Here is a 20397-nt window from a genome sequence, read left to right as displayed (position 1 = left end):
CGGGGGGAGGCCGATGGCGGTAAGCACGGCCAGCTTCAGCAGTGTTCGTCGTTGCATGGCACCCTCGTGTTTTAAATTCATTCTTTGGCTTGCATATTTCCGATACGTCATGGTATCCTAATTCAGGACTTAGGATACTGTCAAGGACTAGAATTGTCGTGAACGAAATTAGTCAAGTCCGGCGCGGCCGGCCCGCCAACGAGGCGCTTGGCCAAACCATAGTCGACGCCGCATACGAACTCTTTGTGGAATTGGGTTTTCAAGCGACGACATTGGACAAGGTCGCCCAGAGAGCGAGGATATCCAAGCTCAGCATCTATCGGCACTTCGAGAACAAGGAGGCACTGTTCGGCGCGGCGATCGCGGCCCACTGCCATCAGTTTACATCACAGGCCCTTTTTGAAGGCGTCGACGGTTCGGCCGAAGATCAGCTAATGGCGGTGGGATCATCCCTGCTTCGCACGCTGCTGAACCCGGACGTCCGCAATGTCGAAGCCATGGTCATGGCCGACAAGACGAATCAAAGATCGTTAAGCAAGCTCTTTTACGAAGGCGGCCCCGTCCATGTCATCGCCCAGATAGAGGACCTTTTACGTCAGCTGCATGCGAATGCGGTTCTGAACGTACCCGATCCTCGCCAGTCCGCCCGCTTGTTTGCCGCGCTTTTCAAAGGCTCCGATCTCCTGATTATCGCCCGCTTCGATGAGGCGAGAGCAGCGGACGATAACGAAATCGAATCCTATTGCCGGTCGGCCGTCGCCATGTTCATCGCCGCTCACGGTGGCAACAACGCGAAGGCGGATAGCTGGGTCGGAACAGACCAGACGAAGGACAAAGTATGACAGAGGAAAATGTTTCTCAGGTCGCCGACTGGAAAGGCCAAAGCGGGGAGCGCTGGGTCGCTTATCAGGCCCGGCTCGACGCCATGATGGCGGTGTTCGGCCAGGCCGCGATCGAAGCCGCTGCGCCCGCCACGGGCGAACGCGTGCTGGACGTCGGCTGCGGCGCGGGGGCGTCCAGTCTGGATCTGGCCGCCCGCGTCGGTGCGGGAGGGCATGTGCTGGGCGTGGACATATCCGAACCACTGATCGATAGAGCGCGCGCGCTGGCGCCGCAGGATACGCCGGCCGTGTTCAAGGTGGCCGACGCCAGCAGCGCCGAGTTCCCCGAGGGCGCGTTCGACATCCTGTTCTCGCGCTTTGGAGTGATGTTCTTTGACGATCCTACGGCGGCGTTCGCGCATATGCGCCGTGCGCTCAAGCCGGGCGCGCGGGTCGCTTTCGTCTGCTGGCGCGGCATGGCCGAGAACGATTGGGTGCGCCTGCCGATGGGCGCGATCAAGGGCATCCTCCCGCCGACGACGCCGCCCGGTCCCGAGGCGCCCGGCCCGTTCTCGTTCGGCGACCAGGGGCGGGTGACGCGTGTCCTGACGGCCGCCGGCTTCACCGATGTCGCTATCGCGCCATTCGATGCCTCCATCCCGTTCGGCAAGGGGGAGACGCGGGATGCAGCGCTCGACGACGCGGTGAAGATGACACTCGAGGTCGGCCCGCTGTCGCGCGCTCTCGCTGATCAGCCCGACGATATCCGCGCCCGCGCCTCGGCTGCGGTTCGTGCCGTCTTCGCGGGCTGCCCCGGTGAGCGGTCGGTGATGATCGACGGCGCGGCATGGATCGTCACCGCGCGCAATCCGGCAAGCTGACAGGGATTTGCAGGGGGAGACGCCCCCGCTGGAGCGGCACGTCTCCAAACAACTCATTTCCCTTAGTTCAGCAACTGGTGAGCGTGCCCAGGCTGTGCTGCTCACCGGCCTGTGACAGACCTTCCTCCGCTAGCGAATTATCCAGCTTTAACGAGAACACAACCATACGTCTTTGCCTTTGGTTGATGTTCCGCTGCTACTTGTCATCGTTGTGGCCACCTGGTTGGGAACCGGCCACTACCTACGGACACCGGGAAGGCAGCCTTCGCATGTTGCATCGTTTCGTTTTTGACCGATCCGGCAACTTCGGAATTATGACGGCGCTCCTTGTCGTACCCCTACTGGGTGCGGCGGGCACAGCCATAGATTTCGGCAGAGCCCTTTCGCTTCGGACCGAACTCTATGCCGCGGCGGACGCGGCAGCCGTGGGATCCATCTCACAGACTTCAGACGCGGCAAAGCAAGCAGCCACGATGTCAGGCGATGGCTCACTCACGCTCGGAACATCCGAAGCCCAGAAGATCTTCTTTTCGCAGATGTCGATAAATCAGGCCGAAGTGCCCGTTTCCGTCAACATCAGCGTTCAAAAACAGGGCAGCACTCTCAGCTCGACCGTATCTTTCAGCGCAACGATGTCCACGACATTCATGCAGGTGATGGGATTTCATCAACTCGATGTTTCCGGAACGGCAACAGCGCAATACGAGACGCCGTCTTACATGGATTTCTTCATGCTGTTGGACAATACGCCATCAATGGGCGTTGGAGCCACCGCAGATGACATAACCGCCATGAAAAAAGCGACAGCTCAGGGCCACGATGGCGGCAAAGATAAAAACTGCGCGTTTGCATGCCATATCGTTTCTGAAAAGGGCGTAGAGGATAAGAATAGCTACTACAATGTCGCGCGCAATAATGGGGTAACCATCCGCATCGATGTTGTAGCCGCTGCCGTTAAAGCTTTGATGGCCAAAGCAAAGGACACGCAGTCCATGCCGAGCCAATTCCGGGTCGCCGCATACACGTTCGGCAAGACTGCTCAGGACGCCAAAGCTGCGAAGCTCTTTAAGGTCTCCGGCCTGGATTACGATCTTGGCGCCGTGGCAGTCGCGACGAACACGATAAATCTGATGAGCATTCCCTATCAGAACTACTACAACGACCAGCAGACGAGCTTTGACGAAGCGTTGAAAGGTATAGAAGGGGAAATCACGGGCAACATCGGCAAGGGCACGAGCAATGCCGATCGCCAGAAGATCGTGTTTTTTGTCGCCGACGGTGTTGCCGATAGCTATAAGCCGTCCGGCTGCACCAGCCCGAAGGGAGCAAACGGCGGACGATGTATCGAACCGATTGACACCACTTATTGCAAGAAACTCAAAGATCGCGGCATCAAAGTCGCCGTCCTCTATACGACATATCTACCCTTGCCCGACAACGGTTTTTATAAGGATTGGGTCAAGCCGTTCGAGACGAAAATCGCCGCAAAAATGGAAGAGTGCGCAACCCCCGGGTTCTATTTCGCAGTTAGTCCAACCGAAGGCATTGAAGCGGCAATGAAGGCCTTATTCCTGAAGATCGTCAGCGCGCCTCGGATAACCAGCTAATCACGGCCTTGGCACAAGCGCCACGCCTATCGAAAAGGACGCCATGCAAGGAAGGTCACGTCGCAATCCGACTGGATCTCGGGAAGCTCGTGCTGCGTCATATGCCTGAGCCTGCATTTAAGGGAAGGCAAGCCTGGTTGCCTTCCCCGGTGTTTACCGGCGCTTTTTGCGCCAGGGCGCATTCTGCTGCCAGTCGCCGGCCATGATGCTCCCGTATGGGATCACCTGGTCGACCACTTCGGCGAGACCGTAGTGCTCGATCTTCGCGCGCACGTTCGCGGCGCTCTTGTAGGCACTCGGCAGTTCCGACACATCGGCGAAACCGGAGAAGAACCGCGCGTCGAGACCGCTTGTTTCCTTCTCCAGAATAGCCGCGATGTTGTTCGGGCTCAGACCTCGCGAATCCGCCCCATATTCCGCGGACAGCTGCCGCATATGCGCGCTGCGCGAAAAGTTGCGGCCGGCGCCATGCGGCGAGAAGCCGAGGCCATGGGCAGCGTTCGAGCCGCGGACGATCAGGATCGGTTCCGCCATATTGAGCGGAATGATGGTCAGATCGGTCGCGTCATGCGCCCAGTTGTCGAAGGCAGGGGTGGCACCCTTTCCGTGGTAAAACAGCCCGTCCGACTTCCGGAAGACGAAATTATGCTCGTTCCAGAAGCGGTCCGCGACCTTGGCCGAGAGTTTTTCCGCCGCCATGTCGTGAAGGACATAGTGGTTTTCTTTCGTCCACTGGCGGATCGTCTGCAGCGCCGACCAGTAAAAGTCACCTTCCTCGGTATCTGCCGGAATCCAGGCATTTTCCCGATGCGTCTCGGGCGAAATGCGCTCCCGAAACCGGTTGGCGACCTTCATGCCCTTGTCGTATAGCCGCGCCCCCGGTGCCCGCGATCCGTGGTGGGTCACAAGCGCGGTTTCGCCGGTCGATTTCATCGTTCCGACATAGGCGAAATGATTGCCGTCGCCCTGGGTGGCGAAATGCTCGATGCCAGCGCTCAGCACGCCGTCGCGCAGATAGGGATTCTGCTCGAAGGCCGAAAGCGTCGCCTCGGAAGGCTTCAGCTGCGCGCCGCGGGGCCGACCGCCGGGACCGAAATGCGTCACGCCGTGCACGGCATCCAGAAGCGACTTCGGATCCACGCCAGGAAAGATCGAGATCGCCATGGAGCAGCAGATATCGGCCGAGTGCATGCCGGGATGGATCGCTTCGGATGCCACCACGCCACCGACCGGGATCGTTCCGACCGGACCCGCCGGGCAGGCGTCCGGCATGATCGCCGCGGAACGGACGACCGGTGTGCGCACCAGCGCCCGCATCGTCGCGTTGACCTTCTCGACATTATCTTGCTCGAAGGCATTCTCGGCGCGGATGTTGGAATAGATCTCGATATCGTTATCGGCTTTCAAGGCAAGCGTCGGCCCGGGCTGGAAGGCCCTTGCCGCCTCCAGCGCATCGGTCGCCGAGCCACCCTGGCTCAAAACCGCGTTGGCCGCGTTGAGAGCCGGGCGAAACCACTTCCCCTGGCTCATGCCGGCATCGATCAAATCCTATCCGCTCATTACCGCTATCATTGTCTTTTCTGCGTCTGCAGTCCTTCTTGTTCAGTTGCTTCTCTTCACACCGCCTGAGCGACGAGCATTGCCGGAGATCTATCTCACCGCACGCATTCCATGATCATGGCGCGATGCGGCCCCTGTAATCACCGGCGGCATTCGCCCAGAGCCTTACCATCGTCCCGGCGACGAGATTTGGCAGGACGGTTTACTGAGCTACGTGCTCCCTTCGGAAACACGGGATGATTTGAACATCCGACCTGCCCGCCGGAAATCCGACGGGCCGCTCTACCTGTAGTCCTGCCGGCATTCGCCGGGGTAGTTTCCTGCATGGCAGGAGGGTCGCAGCGGCGACGAGGATGGACGAAACCGGATGGCCCCGCTCGTGCCAGAGAGCGTATGCCCAGGAGGAGTCGAACCTGCCAGACCATCCAACTTTGGAGGCTGTAGTTCCGTCCGGCATTCGCCACTGCAATCTTCGTCATGGCGACAAGTGTGCGAGGAACAGCTTGCTCTACCAACTGAGCTACAGGACCAGGCCCTGGCGAGAATCGAACTCGCGACACAGATGTAGTTCCCCATGCATTCGCCATGTCATTCCATTCGTCCGTGACGACGAGGTGTGGTGAAACGTCCTGCTCTATCCGCTGAGCTACGGGTCCATAAACTGGAGGACCCGACGGGATTCGAACCCGCGACCTGGAGATTGACGATCTGTAGTTTCATCCGGCATTCGTCACGGCTCCCCGCGCCGTTCACGGCGGCGCGAGGATATTGCTTCCTGTGAGCCCGTCAGAGCTCGATTGCTTCGATGGCTTTCACCCAGCCATCCGCTCCTTTGCTATTGGCCGCGAAAGCCGTGATCACCCCGTAGACGGCATCCGAGAAGCCACCGATGTTGAGCACGTCTTCCCGTGTCGGCGCCTGCGTCGAGGCGTGGGGCTGGATGTCGAGGCAGACCAGCTTTGCAGCCGGGTTGACCCGCTTGATCCTGGCCCATTCCGTCATTACCGCCGTCGGCTTTCCGCTGCCGCGCGCATCCACCCAGGACTCATTGTCCGAGATGAACACGACGAGATCGACCTTGGCCCTCTCTTTTGCCAGCATCTTCAGCGGTGCGGAGCAGTTGGTTCCGCCGCCACCGATTTTCGCCAGCTTACCGGCATTGGTCATCACCGAATCCCGTTTGTTGAGGCTGACGCGCACCACGTCATTCTCGAACGGCAGCACCCGCGCCTTCGGGTTGCGCTGCAGGAACGCCGCGGTCATCAGACCGGCGACGTCGATGCAACGAACCGAAGACGTCGCACCCTTCCGGTAACCGGTCACGGGCGAACCCATGGAGCCCGATACGTCGGGGCAAAGCACCACATTGCCCATCAGGGACGGCACATTGGCGATTGCGATATCCATAGCGTCCTGAAGCGCATCCCGCACGACATCCGGAACTTGGCCGTCGACCATCCTCCACGCCATCATCAACTGATAGGGGAAGACCTTTGCCTTGCGGATTTCCTCCGGATCGGCAAGCCGCGCCGCCAGCGCCTCGGCAAAACCCTCGACCTCGAACACGCCGTTGCGTGCAAAGGTGTTGAGGTTCTGCCGCACCATCTGCCAGCCGCCCTTGCGGGCGATCTCGACCCAATGCTCCCGCGTCAGCGGCAGCGAGGTCAGCATCTGGAACGGGACATCCGGCACCGGCGCTGTCTGGTCACGCCGGAACGCTTCCAATGCCTTGACGAGCTCAGGCAGTGCCGCGTAGTCGTGCGGCTTGCCGATCGCCCAGGCATAAAGCGCCTTGCGCTCCCCTGTGGCCGGCTTCGGATGCACCATGCGGATGACGTCGGCAAGCGAAGGATCGTTTCCGACCATCGCACGCAGGATCTGCTCGGTGCTCGCTCGTTCGAGCCACGCCTGCACCAGCTTCTTCGGGCGTGTGCCGAGCGACTTTCGACCCGTGGCGCCGGAGCGCATGACCTGCACGAAGCCGCGCAGCATCTTGCCGCTCTTCACCACCCGCGGGAATGCACGGACGAAGGCATCGCTCTGAAGGCCGGAGAGCATGGCGAGCAGCGTCACCGGCATGTCCTTCATGTGACCCTTTTCAGCGGCGTAAACAGCCAGCTTGGCGAGAAATTCCGGCTCGACCTGAAGGGCAAGCGTCTTTACCGCGTCCAGCTGCTCAGCTCCTTCGGCATAGAAGGTGCCGTTGAAGGTGCCGGTCACGGCATATTGCGCCAGCGCCTCGCGCGGCGTCAGCTGGTAGGCCGGGGCTGCTTCATGATTTTTTGTGTCCGTTCCCGGAAGCAGTTTTCCGAGGTAGGTTTTGAAGATCGCCTTGTTGACCATGACAGCCCCTCTTGTGTGTTCGTGCCAGATACCTTTCAAGACGCGTGCCAGCTTGGAGAAAAGAACACGTCCGGCCTGATTTTTTGTTTTAACGCTTTGTGTTTAAACAACAAATTTTTCGAAGCTTTTACGCACAATCAGGAATTGCGAAAATCTATGCCCCGGTTATATTATCGTAAGCTATATAGCTTTATAATTTTGGATAAGTCATGAAGCGCCGTGTCGCCATCAGCATATTGGGAACCACCCTGGACGCAGGGAAATGGGAAAATCGCTGGAGCCGCTGGCGGCCCAATGTTGCACTCTGCCAGCAGCCGGGCCTGTTCATCGACCGGGTGGAGCTGATCCTCGACAACCACTCGCAAGCCCTCTGTCACCGTATCGTTGCCGACATCGAAACCGTGGCTCCGGCAACGGAGGTGCGGTGCAATATCATCAACTTCCGGGATCCCTGGGATTTTTCGGAGGTCTACACGCACCTTCGGGACTTTGCCCGCAACTACAACTTCGACCCCGAAACGGAAGACTATCTCGTCAACATCACCACCGGCACCCATGTCGCGCAAATCTGCTGGTTCCTGCTGACCGAAGCCCGCATCATTCCCGGCCAGCTGCTGCAGCTCTCGCCGCCGCGCGACCGCGAGCCGGAGCAGGATTTCGCCGGCACGCATCGGATCATCGACCTCGACCTGTCCCGCTATGACGAGATCGCCAAGCGCTTCGCCTCCGAGCGCGAAGACGCCGCCTCCTTCCTGAAATCGGGGATTTCGACCCGCAGCGCCGCCTTCAACAGAATGATCGACGAGATCGAGAGGGTGGTGATCCGCTCGACCGCGCCCGTTCTCCTGACGGGACCGACCGGTGCCGGCAAGTCGCAACTTGCCCGCAGGATTTACGAGCTGAAGAAGAGCCAGCGCAAGGTCAGCGGTCCGTTCATCGAGGTCAACTGCGCGACCCTGCGCGGCGACCAAGCCATGTCCACCCTGTTCGGCCATGTGAAAGGCGCCTTTACCGGCGCTGCCGGCGAGCGTGCCGGTTTGCTCAAATCCGCCGACAAAGGCGTGCTGTTCCTCGACGAGATCGGCGAACTCGGCCTTGACGAACAGGCCATGTGCCTGCGCGCGATCGAGGAAAAGAAGTTCCTGCCCGTGGGCGCTGATCGGGAGGCGTCCGCGGACTTCCAGCTGCTTGCCGGCACCAACCGCGATCTTGGCGAGGATGTCCGCAAAGGCAGGTTCCGCGAAGATCTCTATGCCCGCCTGAACCTCTGGACATTCCAACTGCCGGCCCTGCGCGAGCGCAAGGAGGACATAGAACCCAATCTCGACTTCGAGCTCCGGCGCTATCTGGAACGAGAAGGCGAAAATGTTACGTTCAACAAGGAAGCACGCGAACGCTACCTGACTTTCGCAACCGGCCCGCAAGCCCTCTGGAGTGCCAACTTTCGCGACCTGTCGGCTTCGGTGACCCGCATGGCGACCCTCGCGCCGCATGGACGCATCACGACCGACGTCGTCGATGATGAAGTCCGACGGTTGAATGCGTTCTGGCGCAGTTCGAGTGAGGACGGCAGGGTGGATCTGATCATTGAAGAAGTGCTCGGTGCAGACGCTGCTACTCGCCTCGATCGCTTTGACGCAGCCCAGCTTGCCACCGTTCTTCATACGTGCCGTCAACACGCCACGGCAAGTGCTGCGGGCAGGGCCTTGTTTGCGATCTCGCGAACGGAGAAAAAGAGCAGCAACGACGCCGATCGCCTGAGTAAGTATCTCGCGCGCTTCAGTCTCAGATTCGAGGACATCAGGAAAACGGGATAAAGGCTATGTGCTGCGCGTGAACGACTTTCGCTGATAGGACAAACCCATGGCGGTAGCCTTTACACGCTATCCTTTTCGGCGCTCGCCGCCATATGCCTGAGTTCGTCCCACAGGCTTTCGGCGAAGCTGCGCAGGACCGTCAGTTCGAAACTGTCATCGCCAGTTCGGACGATCTGCACGGAGATATGGCCGATCATCGTCATCGCCGAACCGCCTTCCGGAAAGACGGCGGGATCGAGATCGACGGCTGTGCCTTTTGACAGAAGCAGCCGCGAGGATCGGCCGGAAATGCCGATGCGGACGCGTCCATGGCTCTGGTCCATGACGACGGCTTTCCCGGCAAGCGCTGCCGCTAGGGCTTCGAGAGCGGCTGAGGAAAGCGGCTCGTCGCCGGCGACGAACCATTGGCGGAAGCCGGCCTTGCGGATCGAACTGTTCGCGAGGCCGGCTTTGACCAGCTCGGCGGCCAGTGCCGCCGGTTCGATCGCGCCGAGCACGTGCAGCAGATGGCCTTCCTGCAGGGCTTCCAGCCGGATGGCGGCCGCTGTCATGCCGTTATATCTAGCGCCGGCGAGAACCGGTCTGTGCTGGGGAAGATCAGGCATGGAGCTTCTCGTTTTCGGGATCGATGAAGACGGGATGGCAGAGCACCGCCTCGGTGAATTCATTGTGCAGCCCGTTCCAGACCGTCACCTTCTCACCGAGACGCTCCGGCCCGCGCCGGACGAGCGCCAGACCGATCTTATGGCCGAGCGTCGGCGAAAAGGCGCTTGAGGTGACATAGCCCTGATCGTTTTCGAGCGTCGCCGCCGCACCCTCGGCAAGGATATGCGAGCCGGTGCGGAAGCCGCTGGCCGGGTTCAGCGGCTTGACGCCGACGAGGCGCGGCCGATCTGGATCCTGCAGGCCTTCGCGGGCGAGCATCGCCTTGCCGATGAAATCCGGCTTGGTCGATGACACCATGCGGCCGAAACCGAGATCGCCTGGGGTGACCGTGCCGTTGATCTCGGCGTGGGTGACATGGCCCTTCTCGATGCGCAGGACGCCGAGCGCTTCGGCGCCGTAGGCGCAGATGCCGTGTTTTTCGCCTGATGCCATGATGGCGTCGGCAACGCTTTCGCCATAGCCGGCCGGCACTGCCAGCTCGTAGGCGCGTTCGCCGGAGAAGGAGATGCGGAACAGCCGGCCTTCGAGACGGCCGCCGAATAGCGAAACCTTGCGGGCGCTCATGAAAGGGAAGGCGGCATCGGAGATATCCTCGTCGACGATTTCGGCAAGGATGGCGCGGGACTTCGGCCCGGCCACGGCCATCTGCGCCCATTGATCGGTCGAGGAGGCGAAGCAGACGTCGAGCTCCGGCCAGAGTGTCTGGGCGCAGAATTCGAGATGGGTCAGCACGCCGGCGGCAAGCGCCGTCGTCGTCGTCATGAAGAAGTGCTCGTCGCTGAAGCGGCTGGTGGTGCCGTCGTCATAGATGAAGCCGTCCTCACGCAGCATGATGCCGTAACGCGCCTTGCCGACGGCAAGCTTGGCGAAGCCGTTGCAATAGATCCGGTCGAGGAAGGTCGCGGCATCGCGGCCGAAGATTTCGATCTTGCCGAGCGTCGAGACGTCGCAGAGGCCGGCATTCCTACGGATATTCAGCACCTCGCGGTCGACGCTGTCGCGCCACGTCGTCTCGCCGGCGCGCGGAAACCAGGAGGAACGGTACCACAAGCCGGTTTCGACGAAGACCGCGCCGTTCTTTTTCGCCCAGCCATGCAGCGGTGATTTGCGCGCCGGCTGGAAATCTTTGCCGCGCGACGCCCCCGTCAGAGCGCCGAAAGAGACCGGCGTATAGAAAGGCCGGAAGGTCGTCGTTCCCACTTCGGCCGGCGACACGCCGCGCGCCTCGGCCAGAATGCCGATGGCGTTGATGTTGGAAAGCTTGCCCTGGTCGGTCGCCATGCCTGATGTCGTATAACGCTTGGCAAGCTCGACATGGCCATAGCCTTCGCGCACGGCAAGACCGAGATCCTTGAGATGGACGTCGTTCTGATAGTCGACAAAAGCCTTGCCTTTCGAGCCCTTGACGGACCAGAGCGGTTTTGTCGGTGCCGCGATCTCCGAGGCAGCGGCAAAGGCCGGCTCCGCCGCTGCAAAGCCGATCGCCTTCAGGGCGACGGCCGCCTTTGCGGCGCCATCGCCCAGGCAGGCCGTGATTTCCTGGAGGCCGGCCGCCGAGCCGGCAACGGTAAGACCGCCCTGCGCGGCCGGCGCCAGAAAGGCCGCGACCTCGTCCGACCATTGCGGCTTGCCGCCGCGGTGGCAGGCAAGGTGGATGATCGGGCTCCAGCCGCCCGACATGGCAAGCGCATCAGCTTCGATGCGGCGAGTGCCGCTTGCGGTTTCGACGCTGACGCCACGCAGGTGCTGGCCGCCGAGCGCATCGATCACCCGGGCGCTCTTCAGCACCTCGGCGCGACCCTCCCAAGTCTTTCCCCCGTCTGCGCGGCTGTCGACGATCGCCGTGATGGCGAGGCCGGCGGCCTCAAGATCGGCGGCGGTGCGGTAACCGGCATCATTGGTGGTGAAGACCACCGTGCTTCTGCCCGGCGCGACAGCCTGCCGGTTGAGATAGCTGCGCATGGCGCCCGCCATCATCACGCCCGGAATATCGTTGCCGCCGAAGACGAGCGGCCGCTCCTCGGCGCCCGTCGCCAGGATCGCCTGGCGGGCGACGATGCGCCACAAGCGTTCGACCGGGCGGTCCGGATCGGGCATCGCCACATGCTTCTGCACACGCTCGACGGCGCCGAAAACATTGTCGTCGTACCAGCCGAAGACGGTCATGCGCGGCAGGCGGCGCACATTCGCTAGCCCCCCAAGTTCGGCCAGCAGCTCGCCGAGGAAGGTGTCGGCCGGCTTGCCGTCGATCGTGCCGCTCTCGGAAAGCAGGCTGCCGCCAAGCTCGAAGCCTTCGTCGGCCAGAATGACGCGGGCGCCGGCGCGGCCGGCGGTCAGTGCTGCGGCAAGACCGGCAGGGCCCGCGCCGATCACCAGCAAATCGCAATGCGCCCAGCATTTCTCATAGGTGTCGGGATCGGCCTCGTAGGAGGCTCTGCCGAGGCCCGCTGCCTTGCGGATCACCGGCTCGTAGAGCTTTTCCCAGAGCGCTGCCGGCCACATGAAGGTCTTGTAGTAGAAACCGGCGCTGAGGAAAGGCGAGAGCAGGCCGTTGACCGCGCCGATATCGAAGCCGAGCGAGGGCCAGCGGTTCTGGCTCCTGGCTGTCAGCCCCTCGTAGAGCTCGATCATCGTCGCGCGCGTATTCGGTTCGGTGCGCCCGCCGCTGCCTGTCGTCACCAGCGCGTTCGGTTCGGCAGCACCCGCCGTCAGGATGCCGCGCGGTCGGTGATATTTGAAACTGCGGCCGACGAGCTGGACGCCGTTGGCAAGCAGCGCCGAGGCGAGCGTATCACCCGGATAGCCTTCCAGCGCCTTGCCGTCGAAGCTGAAACCGAGGGTCTTGGCGCGGTCGATGCGGCCGCCCGAGGAAAGACGGAAGCTCATGCCGGTTCTCCGCCGAGCTTCGCAAGGGCGGCGTCTTTGACGCCATGGACCGCATGGGTGGCGGTATCGCGTTCGACGATCAGCCAGCGGCGGCATCCGGAGGAATGGTGCCAGTATTCGCTGTGGCGGCCGCGCGGATTGCCGCGCAGATAGACATAGTCGAACCAGGCCTCCGCGCCGGCGTCCGGCGCTGGCCTGATAAGGCCGGCATCGCCGCGGATCGCGAATTCCTCCTTTGGCCGGGCGCCGCAATGGGGACAGGAAATCAGGCTCGCCATGGTCAAATGTCCTCAGTGCAGATTGGGCTGGGCGCCGACGCCCTTTTCGTCGATCGGATAGCCGCGTGCGAAACGGTCGAGCCGGAAGGCGCGGGCCGTCTGGTGCGGCGTGTTGCGGGCGATCAGATGGGCGTAGCAGAAGCCGGAGGCGGGCGTCGCCTTGAAGCCGCCGTAACACCAGCCGGCGTTGAGATAGAGATTGTCGATGTGGGTGCGGTCGATGATCGGCGAGCCGTCCATGCTCATATCCATCACCCCGCCCCAGGAACGGAGGAAACGCACCCGCGACAGCGACGGGATCATCGCCACGCCGGCTTCGGCGACATGTTCGACCGTCGCCAGGTTGCCGCGCTGGGCATAGGAATTATAGCCGTCGATATCGCCGCCGAAGACGAGGCCGCCCTTGTCCGACTGAGAGACGTAGAAATGTCCGGCGCCGAAGGTGACGACATTGTCGATGAAGGGTTTCAGCCCCTCGGAGACGAAGGCCTGCAGCACGTGGCTTTCGATCGGCAGGCGAAGACCGGCCATTTCGGCGACCGTGGTGGAATTGCCGGCCGCCGCCAGCGCCAGTTTGCCGCAGCCGATGAAGCCCCTACTGGTCTCGACGCCGGTCACCTCACCGTTTTCTGTGCGGATGCCGGTCACTTCGCACTGGGTGATGATGTCGACGCCGCGGCTGTCTGCGCCGCGCGCATAACCCCAGGCGACCGCATCGTGGCGCACCGTACCGCCGCGCGGATGGAACAGGCCCCCCATGATGGGGAAACGCGCATTGTCGAAATCGAGGAAGGGCAATTTCCAGCGCACCGCCTGCCGGTCGAGAAGCTCGGCATCGACGCCGTGCAGCCGCATGGCGTTGCCGCGGCGCGTATAGGCATCGCGCTGCGCATCGGAGTGAAAGAGGTTGAGCACGCCGCGCTGCGAGACCATGGCGTTGAAGTTGAAGTCCTGCTCCAGCCCTTCCCAAAGCTTCATCGACAGTTCGTAGAAGGGATTGTTGCCGGCCAGCAGGTAGTTCGAGCGGATGATCGTCGTATTCCTGCCGATATTGCCGGAGCCGAGATAACCCTTTTCGAGCACGGCGACATTGGTGACGCCGAATTCCTTGGCGAGATAATAGGCGGTGGCAAGGCCGTGACCGCCGCCGCCGACGATGATGACGTCGTAATGCGGCTTCGGCGCGGGGTCGCGCCAGGCGGGCGCCCAGCTTTTATTGCCGCGAAGGCCGTTGAGGAAAATCGAAAGAGCGGAATAGCGCATGGGTCAATCCGAATGGAACGTCCGCATGATGCCAGAAAGGCGACGCGCGACTTGCACAATAGGGACAAGAATGGTTAGAAAAGAGACATGTCCTCATCCGATAGCAGAAATGTCCAGGAGGTCGCCTTCATCCTGATCCCAGGATTCGCCCTAATGTCCTATGCCTCGGCGACCGAGCCGTTGCGGGCGGCAAACCTTCTGGCCGGGCGAGAAATCTATCGCCTGTCGATCTTCTCGCCGGATGGCGCGCCGGTGCTCTCCTCCTCGGGCGTGCTTGTGCCGGCCGAACCTCTTCCCGCCAGGGGCTCCGATCTCGGCATGGCCTTCGTCTGCGCCGGCGGTTCGCCGCGCGACTGGCGTTATCCCGGCGTGCTTGCCTGCCTCAGGCAGCTGTCGCGCGAGGGTGTGAGGATCGGCGGCATTTCAGGCGGCCCCTATCTGATGGCCGCGGCTGGGCTGCTTGCCGGCCGCGACTTCACCATCCATTGGGAACATGCGGCCGCCCTTCTCGAAGCCTTCCCGGATCTCACGCCGCGCCAGGCGCGCTTCATGATCGACGGCAACCGCATCACCTGCGGCGGCGGCATCGCGCCGCTCGACATGATGCATGTGCTGATCGCCGAGCGTATGGGGCCGGATTTCGCCCGCCGCGTCAGCGATTGGTATCTTCATACCGAGGTCAACGAGCCCGCCGCACCCCAGCGCGCCTCGCTCGCCGAACGCTACGGCGTCCACCATCCCGGCCTGCTGAACGTTCTGGAACGTATGGAGGAGACGATCGAGATGCCGCTCGGCCGCGCTACCATGGCGCGCATCGCCGGTGTTTCTGCCCGTCATCTCGACCGGCTGTTTGCAGCCCATCTCGGGATCACCTTCCTCGATCAATATCACCGGATTCGGCTTCAGCATGCCCATCGCCTCTTGAAACAGAGCCCGCTTTCCGTCTCCGAGATCGCCGTCGCCACCGGCTTTTCCAGTCTGAGCCACTTTTCCCGGATGTTTCGCGCCCTCTATGGCATGGCGCCGCGGCAGGCGAGGCGGGATTAGCTTTCTCCACGGTTGAGGAACTTTCACCAGGGCGATAGGTTGCCATCGGGAAAAACCAGGCGGCGGGACATTCATGAAAACCAAGCGTGAAACGGCAGAGCAAGCGGAACATGGCGCACGCGCGCCCTTTTCCCAGGACCCGCACGCCGTTCGGGAGCCGAAGGAAAACAACCTGGAAATGGCGATCGGCCATGAGGTGCGGGCCTATCGCAAGAAACTCGGCATCACGGTCACCGATCTCGCCGCCGCGACCGGCATTTCGCTCGGCATGCTGTCGAAGATCGAGAACGGCAACATCTCGCCGTCGCTGACGACGCTGCAATCGCTGTCGCGGGCGCTTGGCGTGCCGATGACCGCTTTCTTCCGCCGCTTTGAGGAACCGCGCAATGCCGTCTTCGTCAAGGCGGGGCAGGGCATTGAGCTCGAACGCCGCGGCACACGCGCCGGCCACCAGTATAATCTGCTCGGCCATATCGACAACAATTCGAGCGGCGTCATCGTCGAGCCTTACCTCATCACGCTGACGGCCGATTCCGACATCTTCCCGACCTTCCAGCACGAGGGCATGGAGTTTCTCTACATGCTCGAAGGCGAGGTGGTCTATCGCCACGGCGACCAGCTTTTCCAGATGCAGCCGGGCGACAGCCTGTTCTTTGACGCCGATGCGCCGCATGGGCCGGAGCAACTGGTGAAACTGCCGAGCCGGTATCTCTCGATCATCAGCTATCCCCAACAAGTCACCAGAGGCTGATGTTGCCTTAAAAGAAAAATTTATTCCTCCCAGTTGAAGACCGCAAACAGAGCTGTTACTCCTTTCTCACCATGAACGGAGGCACACGCTATGTGCGGCATTGTTGGACTGTTCCTCAAGGACAAGAGCCTTGAACCCCAACTGGGAAATCTGCTCTCGGATATGCTGATCACCATGACGGATCGCGGCCCGGACTCGGCCGGCATCGCGATCTATGGCGGTTCTGCCGAGGGCAGGGCGAAGATTACCATCCAGTCCGCCAACCCTGGCGTCGATTTCGAAGGCCTCGCCGGCGACCTGGAGAAGTCCGGCATCAGAGCCGAGGTATCGATCAAGAGCACGCATGCGGTGATCGAGCTTGATGCCTCCAAGCTTGGCGCCGTGCGCAAGGCGCTTGCAGAGATCCGCCCGTCGGTCCGCCTGGTGGGATCGGGCGAAAGCGTCGAGATTTATAAGGAAATCGGTCTTCCGAAAGACGTCGTGAAGCGGTTCGACGTCCGCACCATGGGCGGCACCCACGGCATCGGCCATACCCGCATGGCAACCGAATCCGCCGTCACCACGCTCGGCGCCCATCCGTTTTCGACCGGCGCCGACCAGTGCCTCGTGCACAACGGCTCGCTGTCCAACCACAACAATCTGCGCCGCGAACTCATCCGCGAAGGCATGACCTTCGAGACGCAGAACGATTCCGAAGTCGCCGCCGCCTATCTCACGGCCGAAATGGCCAAGGGCAAGGATCTCGGCCAGGCGCTGACCGGCGCGCTCGACGATCTCGACGGCTTCTTCACCTTCGTCGTCGGCACCAAATCAGGCTTCGGCGTGGTGCGCGACCCGATCGCCTGCAAGCCCGCCGTCATGGCCGAGACCGACCAGTATGTCGCCTTCGGCTCGGAATACCGCGCGCTGGTCAACCTTCCCGGCATCGAGAATGCCCGCGTCTGGGAGCCGGAGCCGGCAACCGTTTATTTCTGGGATCACGACAAGGCCGCCTGAGGGGCACCTGAAAGCAAGGAGCCGCTGAACCCGCCTCCCAGATCAACGAGGAACCAATGCCGACATTCGATCTTTCCAACACCCCTCTTCGCGAACTGAACAGCGCGCTGCACGCCCTTTCCCAAGGCGCCAACGATACTGAATTCGAGGTCATCAACCCGCGCGGCAGCCATGCCGTCGCCGTCGGCATCGACAGCCCCGTCACGGTCGCCGTCAGAGGATCGGTCGGCTATTACTGCGCCGGCATGAATGACGGAGGCAGGGTCACGGTTCATGGGTCCGCCGGTCCGGGCGTTGCCGAAAACATGATGTCCGGCACCGTCGTCATCGAAGGCGACGCCAGCCAGTATGCCGGCGCCACCGGACAGGGCGGCCTGCTCGTCATCAAGGGCAATGCGGCCTCGCGCTGCGGCATTTCGATGAAGGGCATCGACATCGTCGTGCATGGCAGCATCGGCCACATGTCGGCCTTCATGGGCCAGTCCGGCCATCTCGTCGTGCTCGGTGACGCCGGCGATGCGCTGGGGGATTCGCTCTACGAAGCCAAGCTCTTCGTCCGGGGCGCGGTCAAGAGCCTGGGCGCCGACTGCATCGAGAAGGAGATGCGGCCCGAGCATCTGGAGAAGCTTGCCGAACTGCTGGACAAGGCCGGGGTCACGGACGTCAGGCCCGAAGAGTTCAAGCGCTACGGCTCGGCCCGCAAGCTCTACAATTTCAACATCGACAACGCCGACGCGTATTAAGGCGAGGGACACTCATGAGCTATCACAACCCCTACACCCCGCCACGCAAGTCTGCGACCTTCGACGACTATACGCTTGCCGAAATCCGCCGCGCGGCGGCGACCGGCATCTATGACATCCGCGGCGCCGGCACCAAGCGCAAGGTTCCGCATTTCGACGACCTGTTGTTTCTCGGCGCCTCCATCTCGCGCTATCCGCTCGAAGGCTATCGCGAGAAGTGCGACACGACTGTGGTACTCGGCTCGCGTTTCGCCAAGAAGCCGATCACGCTGAAGACGCCGATCACCATTGCCGGCATGAGCTTCGGCGCGCTGTCCGGCAATGCCAAGGAAGCGCTCGGCCGTGGCGCGACGATTGCAGGCACCTCGACCACAACGGGCGACGGCGGCATGACCGATGAGGAACGCGGCCATTCGCAGACGCTTGTTTACCAGTACCTGCCGTCCCGCTACGGCATGAATCCGAGGGATCTGCGCCGCGCCGATGCCATCGAAGTCGTGGTCGGCCAGGGCGCCAAGCCCGGCGGCGGCGGCATGCTGCTCGGCCAGAAGATCTCCGACCGCGTCGCCAATATGCGCAACCTGCCGAAGGGCATCGACCAGCGCTCGGCCTGCCGCCATCCGGATTGGACCGGCCCCGACGATCTCGAAATCAAGATCATGGAGCTGCGCGAGATCACCGATTGGGAAAAGCCGATCTACGTCAAGGTCGGCGGCGCGCGCCCCTATTACGACACCGCCCTTGCCGTGAAGGCTGGCGCCGATGTCGTCGTGCTCGACGGCATGCAGGGCGGCACGGCGGCGACCCAGGATGTCTTCATCGAGAATGTCGGCATGCCGACGCTTGCCTGCATTCGCCCCGCTGTTCAGGCGCTGCAGGATCTCGGCATGCATCGGAAGGTGCAGCTTATCGTGTCGGGCGGCATCCGCTCAGGCGCCGACGTCGCCAAAGCGCTGGCGCTCGGCGCCGACGCGGTGGCGATCGGCACGGCAGCCCTCGTCGCCATCGGCGATAACGATCCGCATTGGGAAGAGGAATATCAGAAGCTCGGCACGACGGCCGGCGCCTATGACGATTGGCATGAAGGCAAGGATCCGGCCGGCATCACCACCCAGGACCCGGAGCTGGCAAAGCGCCTTGACCCGGTCGCGGCCGGCCGCCGTCTCGCCAACTACTTGAAGGTGATGACGCTCGAGGCGCAGACCATCGCTCGTGCCTGCGGCAAGAACCATCTGCACAACCTCGAGCCGGAAGACCTCGTCGCACTGACGATCGAGGCATCGGCCATGGCGCAGGTGCCGCTCGCCGGCACCAACTGGATCCCCGGCAAGACCGGTTTTTAAAAACACCCGGCCGGGCGCGTTTGGGAGGATGCGGCCGGCTTCATCATCAAGTGTCTAAGATCAACATAAGGGGACAAACGTGACACTCGACCTCTCGCAATACGCCTCCGAGAGAGGCATCAAATATTTCATGATCAGCTATACGGACCTGTTCGGCGGCCAGCGCGCCAAGCTGGTCCCGGCCGAAGCCATCGCCGATATGCAGAGGGATGGCGCAGGCTTTGCCGGCTTTGCCACCTGGCTTGATCTGACGCCCGCTCATCCCGACCTCTTCGCGGTTCCCGATGCTTCCTCCGTCATCCAGCTGCCCTGGAAGAAAGACATCGCATGGGTCGCGGCCGACTGCGTCATGGACGATCTGCCCGTCGAACAGGCGCCGCGTGTGCTGCTGAAAAGACTGGTCGCTGAGGCTGCGAAAGAGGGGCTCAGGGTGAAAACCGGCGTCGAGCCCGAATTCTTTCTCATCTCTGCCGATGGTTCTGTCATCTCGGATCAGTTCGATACCGCTGAAAAACCTTGCTACGATCAGCAGGCGGTGATGCGCCGCTATGACGTCATCGCCGAGATTTGCGACTACATGCTCGAACTCGGCTGGAAGCCCTATCAGAACGACCATGAGGATGCGAACGGTCAGTTCGAGATGAATTGGGAATATGACGATGTTCTGAAGACGGCGGACAAGCATTCCTTCTTCAAGTTCATGGTCAAGTCGGTCGCTGAAAAACACGGGCTTCGCGCCACCTTCATGCCGAAGCCCTTCAAGGGCCTGACCGGAAACGGCTGCCATGCCCATATTTCGGTCTGGGACGTCGACGGCAAGGTCAACGCCTTCGCCGACAAGGAAATGGCTTTCGGTCTCTCCGCGCAGGGCAAGACCTTCCTCGGCGGCATCATGAAACATGCCTCGGCGCTCGCCGCCATTACCAATCCGACGGTCAATTCCTACAAGCGCATCAACGCGCCGCGCACGACTTCGGGCGCCACTTGGTCGCCGAACACCGTCACCTGGACCGGCAACAACCGCACCCATATGGTGCGCGTGCCGGGGCCGGGACGCTTCGAGCTGCGCCTGCCGGACGGGGCGGTCAACCCGTATCTCCTGCAGGCGATCATCATCGCCGCCGGCCTCGACGGCATCCGCAGCCAAGCCGACCCTGGCCCGCACCACGATATCGACATGTATGCCGAGGGGCATCTGGTGAAAGACGCGCCGCGGCTGCCGCTCAACCTGCTCGATGCGCTGCGCGCCTATGATGCCGACGAGGGCCTGAAGGCGGCGATCGGATCGGAATTTTCCGCCGCCTACCTCAAGCTCAAACATCGGGAATGGAATGCCTATTGCTCGCATTTCACCCAGTGGGAACGCGACAGCACGCTCGACATCTGAAGGGCGAC

At 62.0% G+C, this 20397-nt stretch carries 16 protein-coding genes; 10 read left to right on the top strand and 6 right to left on the bottom strand.

Annotated elements, in window-relative coordinates:
• Positions 1-158: 158 nt before the first annotated feature.
• The 3 genes from C4N04_RS08760 to C4N04_RS08750 all read left to right on the top strand — a co-directional run bounded on the left by C4N04_RS08760 (position 159) and on the right by C4N04_RS08750 (position 3309).
• Entirely contained in the window at positions 159-842 is a 684-nt protein-coding gene (locus C4N04_RS08760) for a TetR/AcrR family transcriptional regulator (protein WP_106795848.1), read from the top strand.
• Positions 839-1702, top strand: a complete 864-nt coding sequence (locus C4N04_RS08755; protein ID WP_106795847.1) for a class I SAM-dependent methyltransferase — start codon at positions 839-841, stop codon at positions 1700-1702. The genes C4N04_RS08760 and C4N04_RS08755 overlap by 4 nt, the downstream gene beginning before the upstream one ends.
• 269 nt (positions 1703-1971) lie before the next feature.
• Positions 1972-3309, top strand: a complete 1338-nt coding sequence (locus tag C4N04_RS08750) for a TadE/TadG family type IV pilus assembly protein (protein ID WP_106795846.1) — start codon at positions 1972-1974, stop codon at positions 3307-3309.
• A 153-nt stretch (positions 3310-3462) separates the two neighbouring features.
• On the opposite strand, the gene C4N04_RS08745 is transcribed toward C4N04_RS08750, so the two are convergent.
• Both C4N04_RS08745 and C4N04_RS08740 read right to left on the bottom strand, forming a co-directional pair.
• Positions 3463-4839 carry an RtcB family protein gene (locus C4N04_RS08745; RefSeq protein ID WP_199852451.1) on the bottom strand — a complete coding sequence of 459 codons (1377 nt, stop codon included), beginning with the start codon at positions 4837-4839 and terminating at the stop codon, positions 3463-3465.
• 816 nt (positions 4840-5655) lie between these two features.
• Complete coding sequence (locus C4N04_RS08740) at positions 5656-7212, bottom strand: RNA-binding protein (protein WP_106795845.1); 1557 nt, start codon at positions 7210-7212, stop codon at positions 5656-5658.
• Between the two features lie 209 nt (positions 7213-7421).
• Between C4N04_RS08740 and rtcR the strand changes: the two genes are divergently transcribed.
• Entirely contained in the window at positions 7422-9029 is a 1608-nt protein-coding gene (rtcR, locus tag C4N04_RS08735; RefSeq protein WP_106795844.1) for an RNA repair transcriptional activator RtcR, read from the top strand.
• A 59-nt stretch (positions 9030-9088) separates the two neighbouring features.
• Here rtcR and C4N04_RS08730 read toward each other — a convergent pair whose 3' ends face one another.
• Genes C4N04_RS08730 through C4N04_RS08715 form a run of 4 tightly spaced genes read right to left on the bottom strand, consistent with a single transcriptional unit; the run spans position 9089 to position 14122 of the window.
• Positions 9089-9634 carry a sarcosine oxidase subunit gamma family protein gene (locus C4N04_RS08730; protein WP_077989568.1) on the bottom strand — a complete coding sequence of 182 codons (546 nt, stop codon included), beginning with the start codon at positions 9632-9634 and terminating at the stop codon, positions 9089-9091.
• Complete coding sequence (locus C4N04_RS08725) at positions 9627-12581, bottom strand: sarcosine oxidase subunit alpha family protein (protein ID WP_106795843.1); 2955 nt, start codon at positions 12579-12581, stop codon at positions 9627-9629. The genes C4N04_RS08730 and C4N04_RS08725 overlap by 8 nt, the downstream gene beginning before the upstream one ends.
• Positions 12578-12859: a sarcosine oxidase subunit delta gene (locus C4N04_RS08720; protein ID WP_106795842.1), complete on the bottom strand. Its 282-nt coding sequence runs from the start codon at positions 12857-12859 to the stop codon at positions 12578-12580. Before C4N04_RS08720 ends, C4N04_RS08725 begins: the two co-directional genes overlap by 4 nt.
• 12 nt (positions 12860-12871) lie before the next feature.
• Complete coding sequence (locus C4N04_RS08715; protein WP_106795841.1) at positions 12872-14122, bottom strand: sarcosine oxidase subunit beta family protein; 1251 nt, start codon at positions 14120-14122, stop codon at positions 12872-12874.
• A gap of 87 nt (positions 14123-14209) precedes the next feature.
• On the opposite strand from C4N04_RS08715, the gene C4N04_RS08710 reads away from it, so the two are divergent.
• From C4N04_RS08710 to glnT, 6 genes are all read left to right on the top strand, one after another.
• Complete coding sequence (locus C4N04_RS08710) at positions 14210-15169, top strand: GlxA family transcriptional regulator (RefSeq protein ID WP_106795840.1); 960 nt, start codon at positions 14210-14212, stop codon at positions 15167-15169.
• Positions 15170-15242: 73 nt separating this feature from the next.
• Entirely contained in the window at positions 15243-15920 is a 678-nt protein-coding gene (locus C4N04_RS08705) for a helix-turn-helix domain-containing protein (RefSeq protein ID WP_106795839.1), read from the top strand.
• 90 nt (positions 15921-16010) lie between these two features.
• Entirely contained in the window at positions 16011-16916 is a 906-nt protein-coding gene (locus C4N04_RS08700) for a glutamine amidotransferase family protein (protein ID WP_106795838.1), read from the top strand.
• 56 nt (positions 16917-16972) lie between these two features.
• Positions 16973-17659, top strand: coding sequence for a GXGXG domain-containing protein (locus C4N04_RS08695; protein ID WP_106795837.1), 687 nt, complete (start codon positions 16973-16975; stop codon positions 17657-17659).
• Positions 17660-17673: 14 nt separating this feature from the next.
• On the top strand, positions 17674-19002 hold the full coding sequence (locus tag C4N04_RS08690) for an FMN-binding glutamate synthase family protein (protein WP_088689884.1): 1329 nt from the start codon (positions 17674-17676) through the stop codon (positions 19000-19002).
• Positions 19003-19081: 79 nt separating this feature from the next.
• Positions 19082-20389 carry a type III glutamate--ammonia ligase gene (glnT, locus tag C4N04_RS08685; protein WP_106795836.1) on the top strand — a complete coding sequence of 436 codons (1308 nt, stop codon included), beginning with the start codon at positions 19082-19084 and terminating at the stop codon, positions 20387-20389.
• Positions 20390-20397: the final 8 nt, after the last annotated feature.

The sequence above is a fragment of the Rhizobium sp. H4 genome (assembly GCF_003013335.1).
In the GTDB taxonomy this organism is placed as follows: domain Bacteria; phylum Pseudomonadota; class Alphaproteobacteria; order Rhizobiales; family Rhizobiaceae; genus Rhizobium; species Rhizobium sophoriradicis.
This window is presented reverse-complemented; position numbering and strand designations above follow the sequence as displayed.

Coding starts and splice junctions, on each gene's coding strand:
- C4N04_RS08755 (WP_106795847.1), top strand. CDS start 839: ATGACAGAGGAAAATGTTTCTCAGGTCGCCGACTGGAAAGGCCAAAGC.
- C4N04_RS08750 (WP_106795846.1), top strand. CDS start 1,972: ATGTTGCATCGTTTCGTTTTTGACCGATCCGGCAACTTCGGAATTATG.
- C4N04_RS08745 (WP_199852451.1), bottom strand. CDS start 4,839: ATGAGCCAGGGGAAGTGGTTTCGCCCGGCTCTCAACGCGGCCAACGCG.
- C4N04_RS08740 (WP_106795845.1), bottom strand. CDS start 7,212: ATGGTCAACAAGGCGATCTTCAAAACCTACCTCGGAAAACTGCTTCCG.
- rtcR (WP_106795844.1), top strand. CDS start 7,422: ATGAAGCGCCGTGTCGCCATCAGCATATTGGGAACCACCCTGGACGCA.
- C4N04_RS08730 (WP_077989568.1), bottom strand. CDS start 9,634: ATGCCTGATCTTCCCCAGCACAGACCGGTTCTCGCCGGCGCTAGATAT.
- C4N04_RS08725 (WP_106795843.1), bottom strand. CDS start 12,581: ATGAGCTTCCGTCTTTCCTCGGGCGGCCGCATCGACCGCGCCAAGACC.
- C4N04_RS08720 (WP_106795842.1), bottom strand. CDS start 12,859: ATGGCGAGCCTGATTTCCTGTCCCCATTGCGGCGCCCGGCCAAAGGAG.
- C4N04_RS08715 (WP_106795841.1), bottom strand. CDS start 14,122: ATGCGCTATTCCGCTCTTTCGATTTTCCTCAACGGCCTTCGCGGCAAT.
- C4N04_RS08710 (WP_106795840.1), top strand. CDS start 14,210: ATGTCCTCATCCGATAGCAGAAATGTCCAGGAGGTCGCCTTCATCCTG.
- C4N04_RS08705 (WP_106795839.1), top strand. CDS start 15,243: ATGAAAACCAAGCGTGAAACGGCAGAGCAAGCGGAACATGGCGCACGC.
- C4N04_RS08700 (WP_106795838.1), top strand. CDS start 16,011: ATGTGCGGCATTGTTGGACTGTTCCTCAAGGACAAGAGCCTTGAACCC.
- C4N04_RS08695 (WP_106795837.1), top strand. CDS start 16,973: ATGCCGACATTCGATCTTTCCAACACCCCTCTTCGCGAACTGAACAGC.
- C4N04_RS08690 (WP_088689884.1), top strand. CDS start 17,674: ATGAGCTATCACAACCCCTACACCCCGCCACGCAAGTCTGCGACCTTC.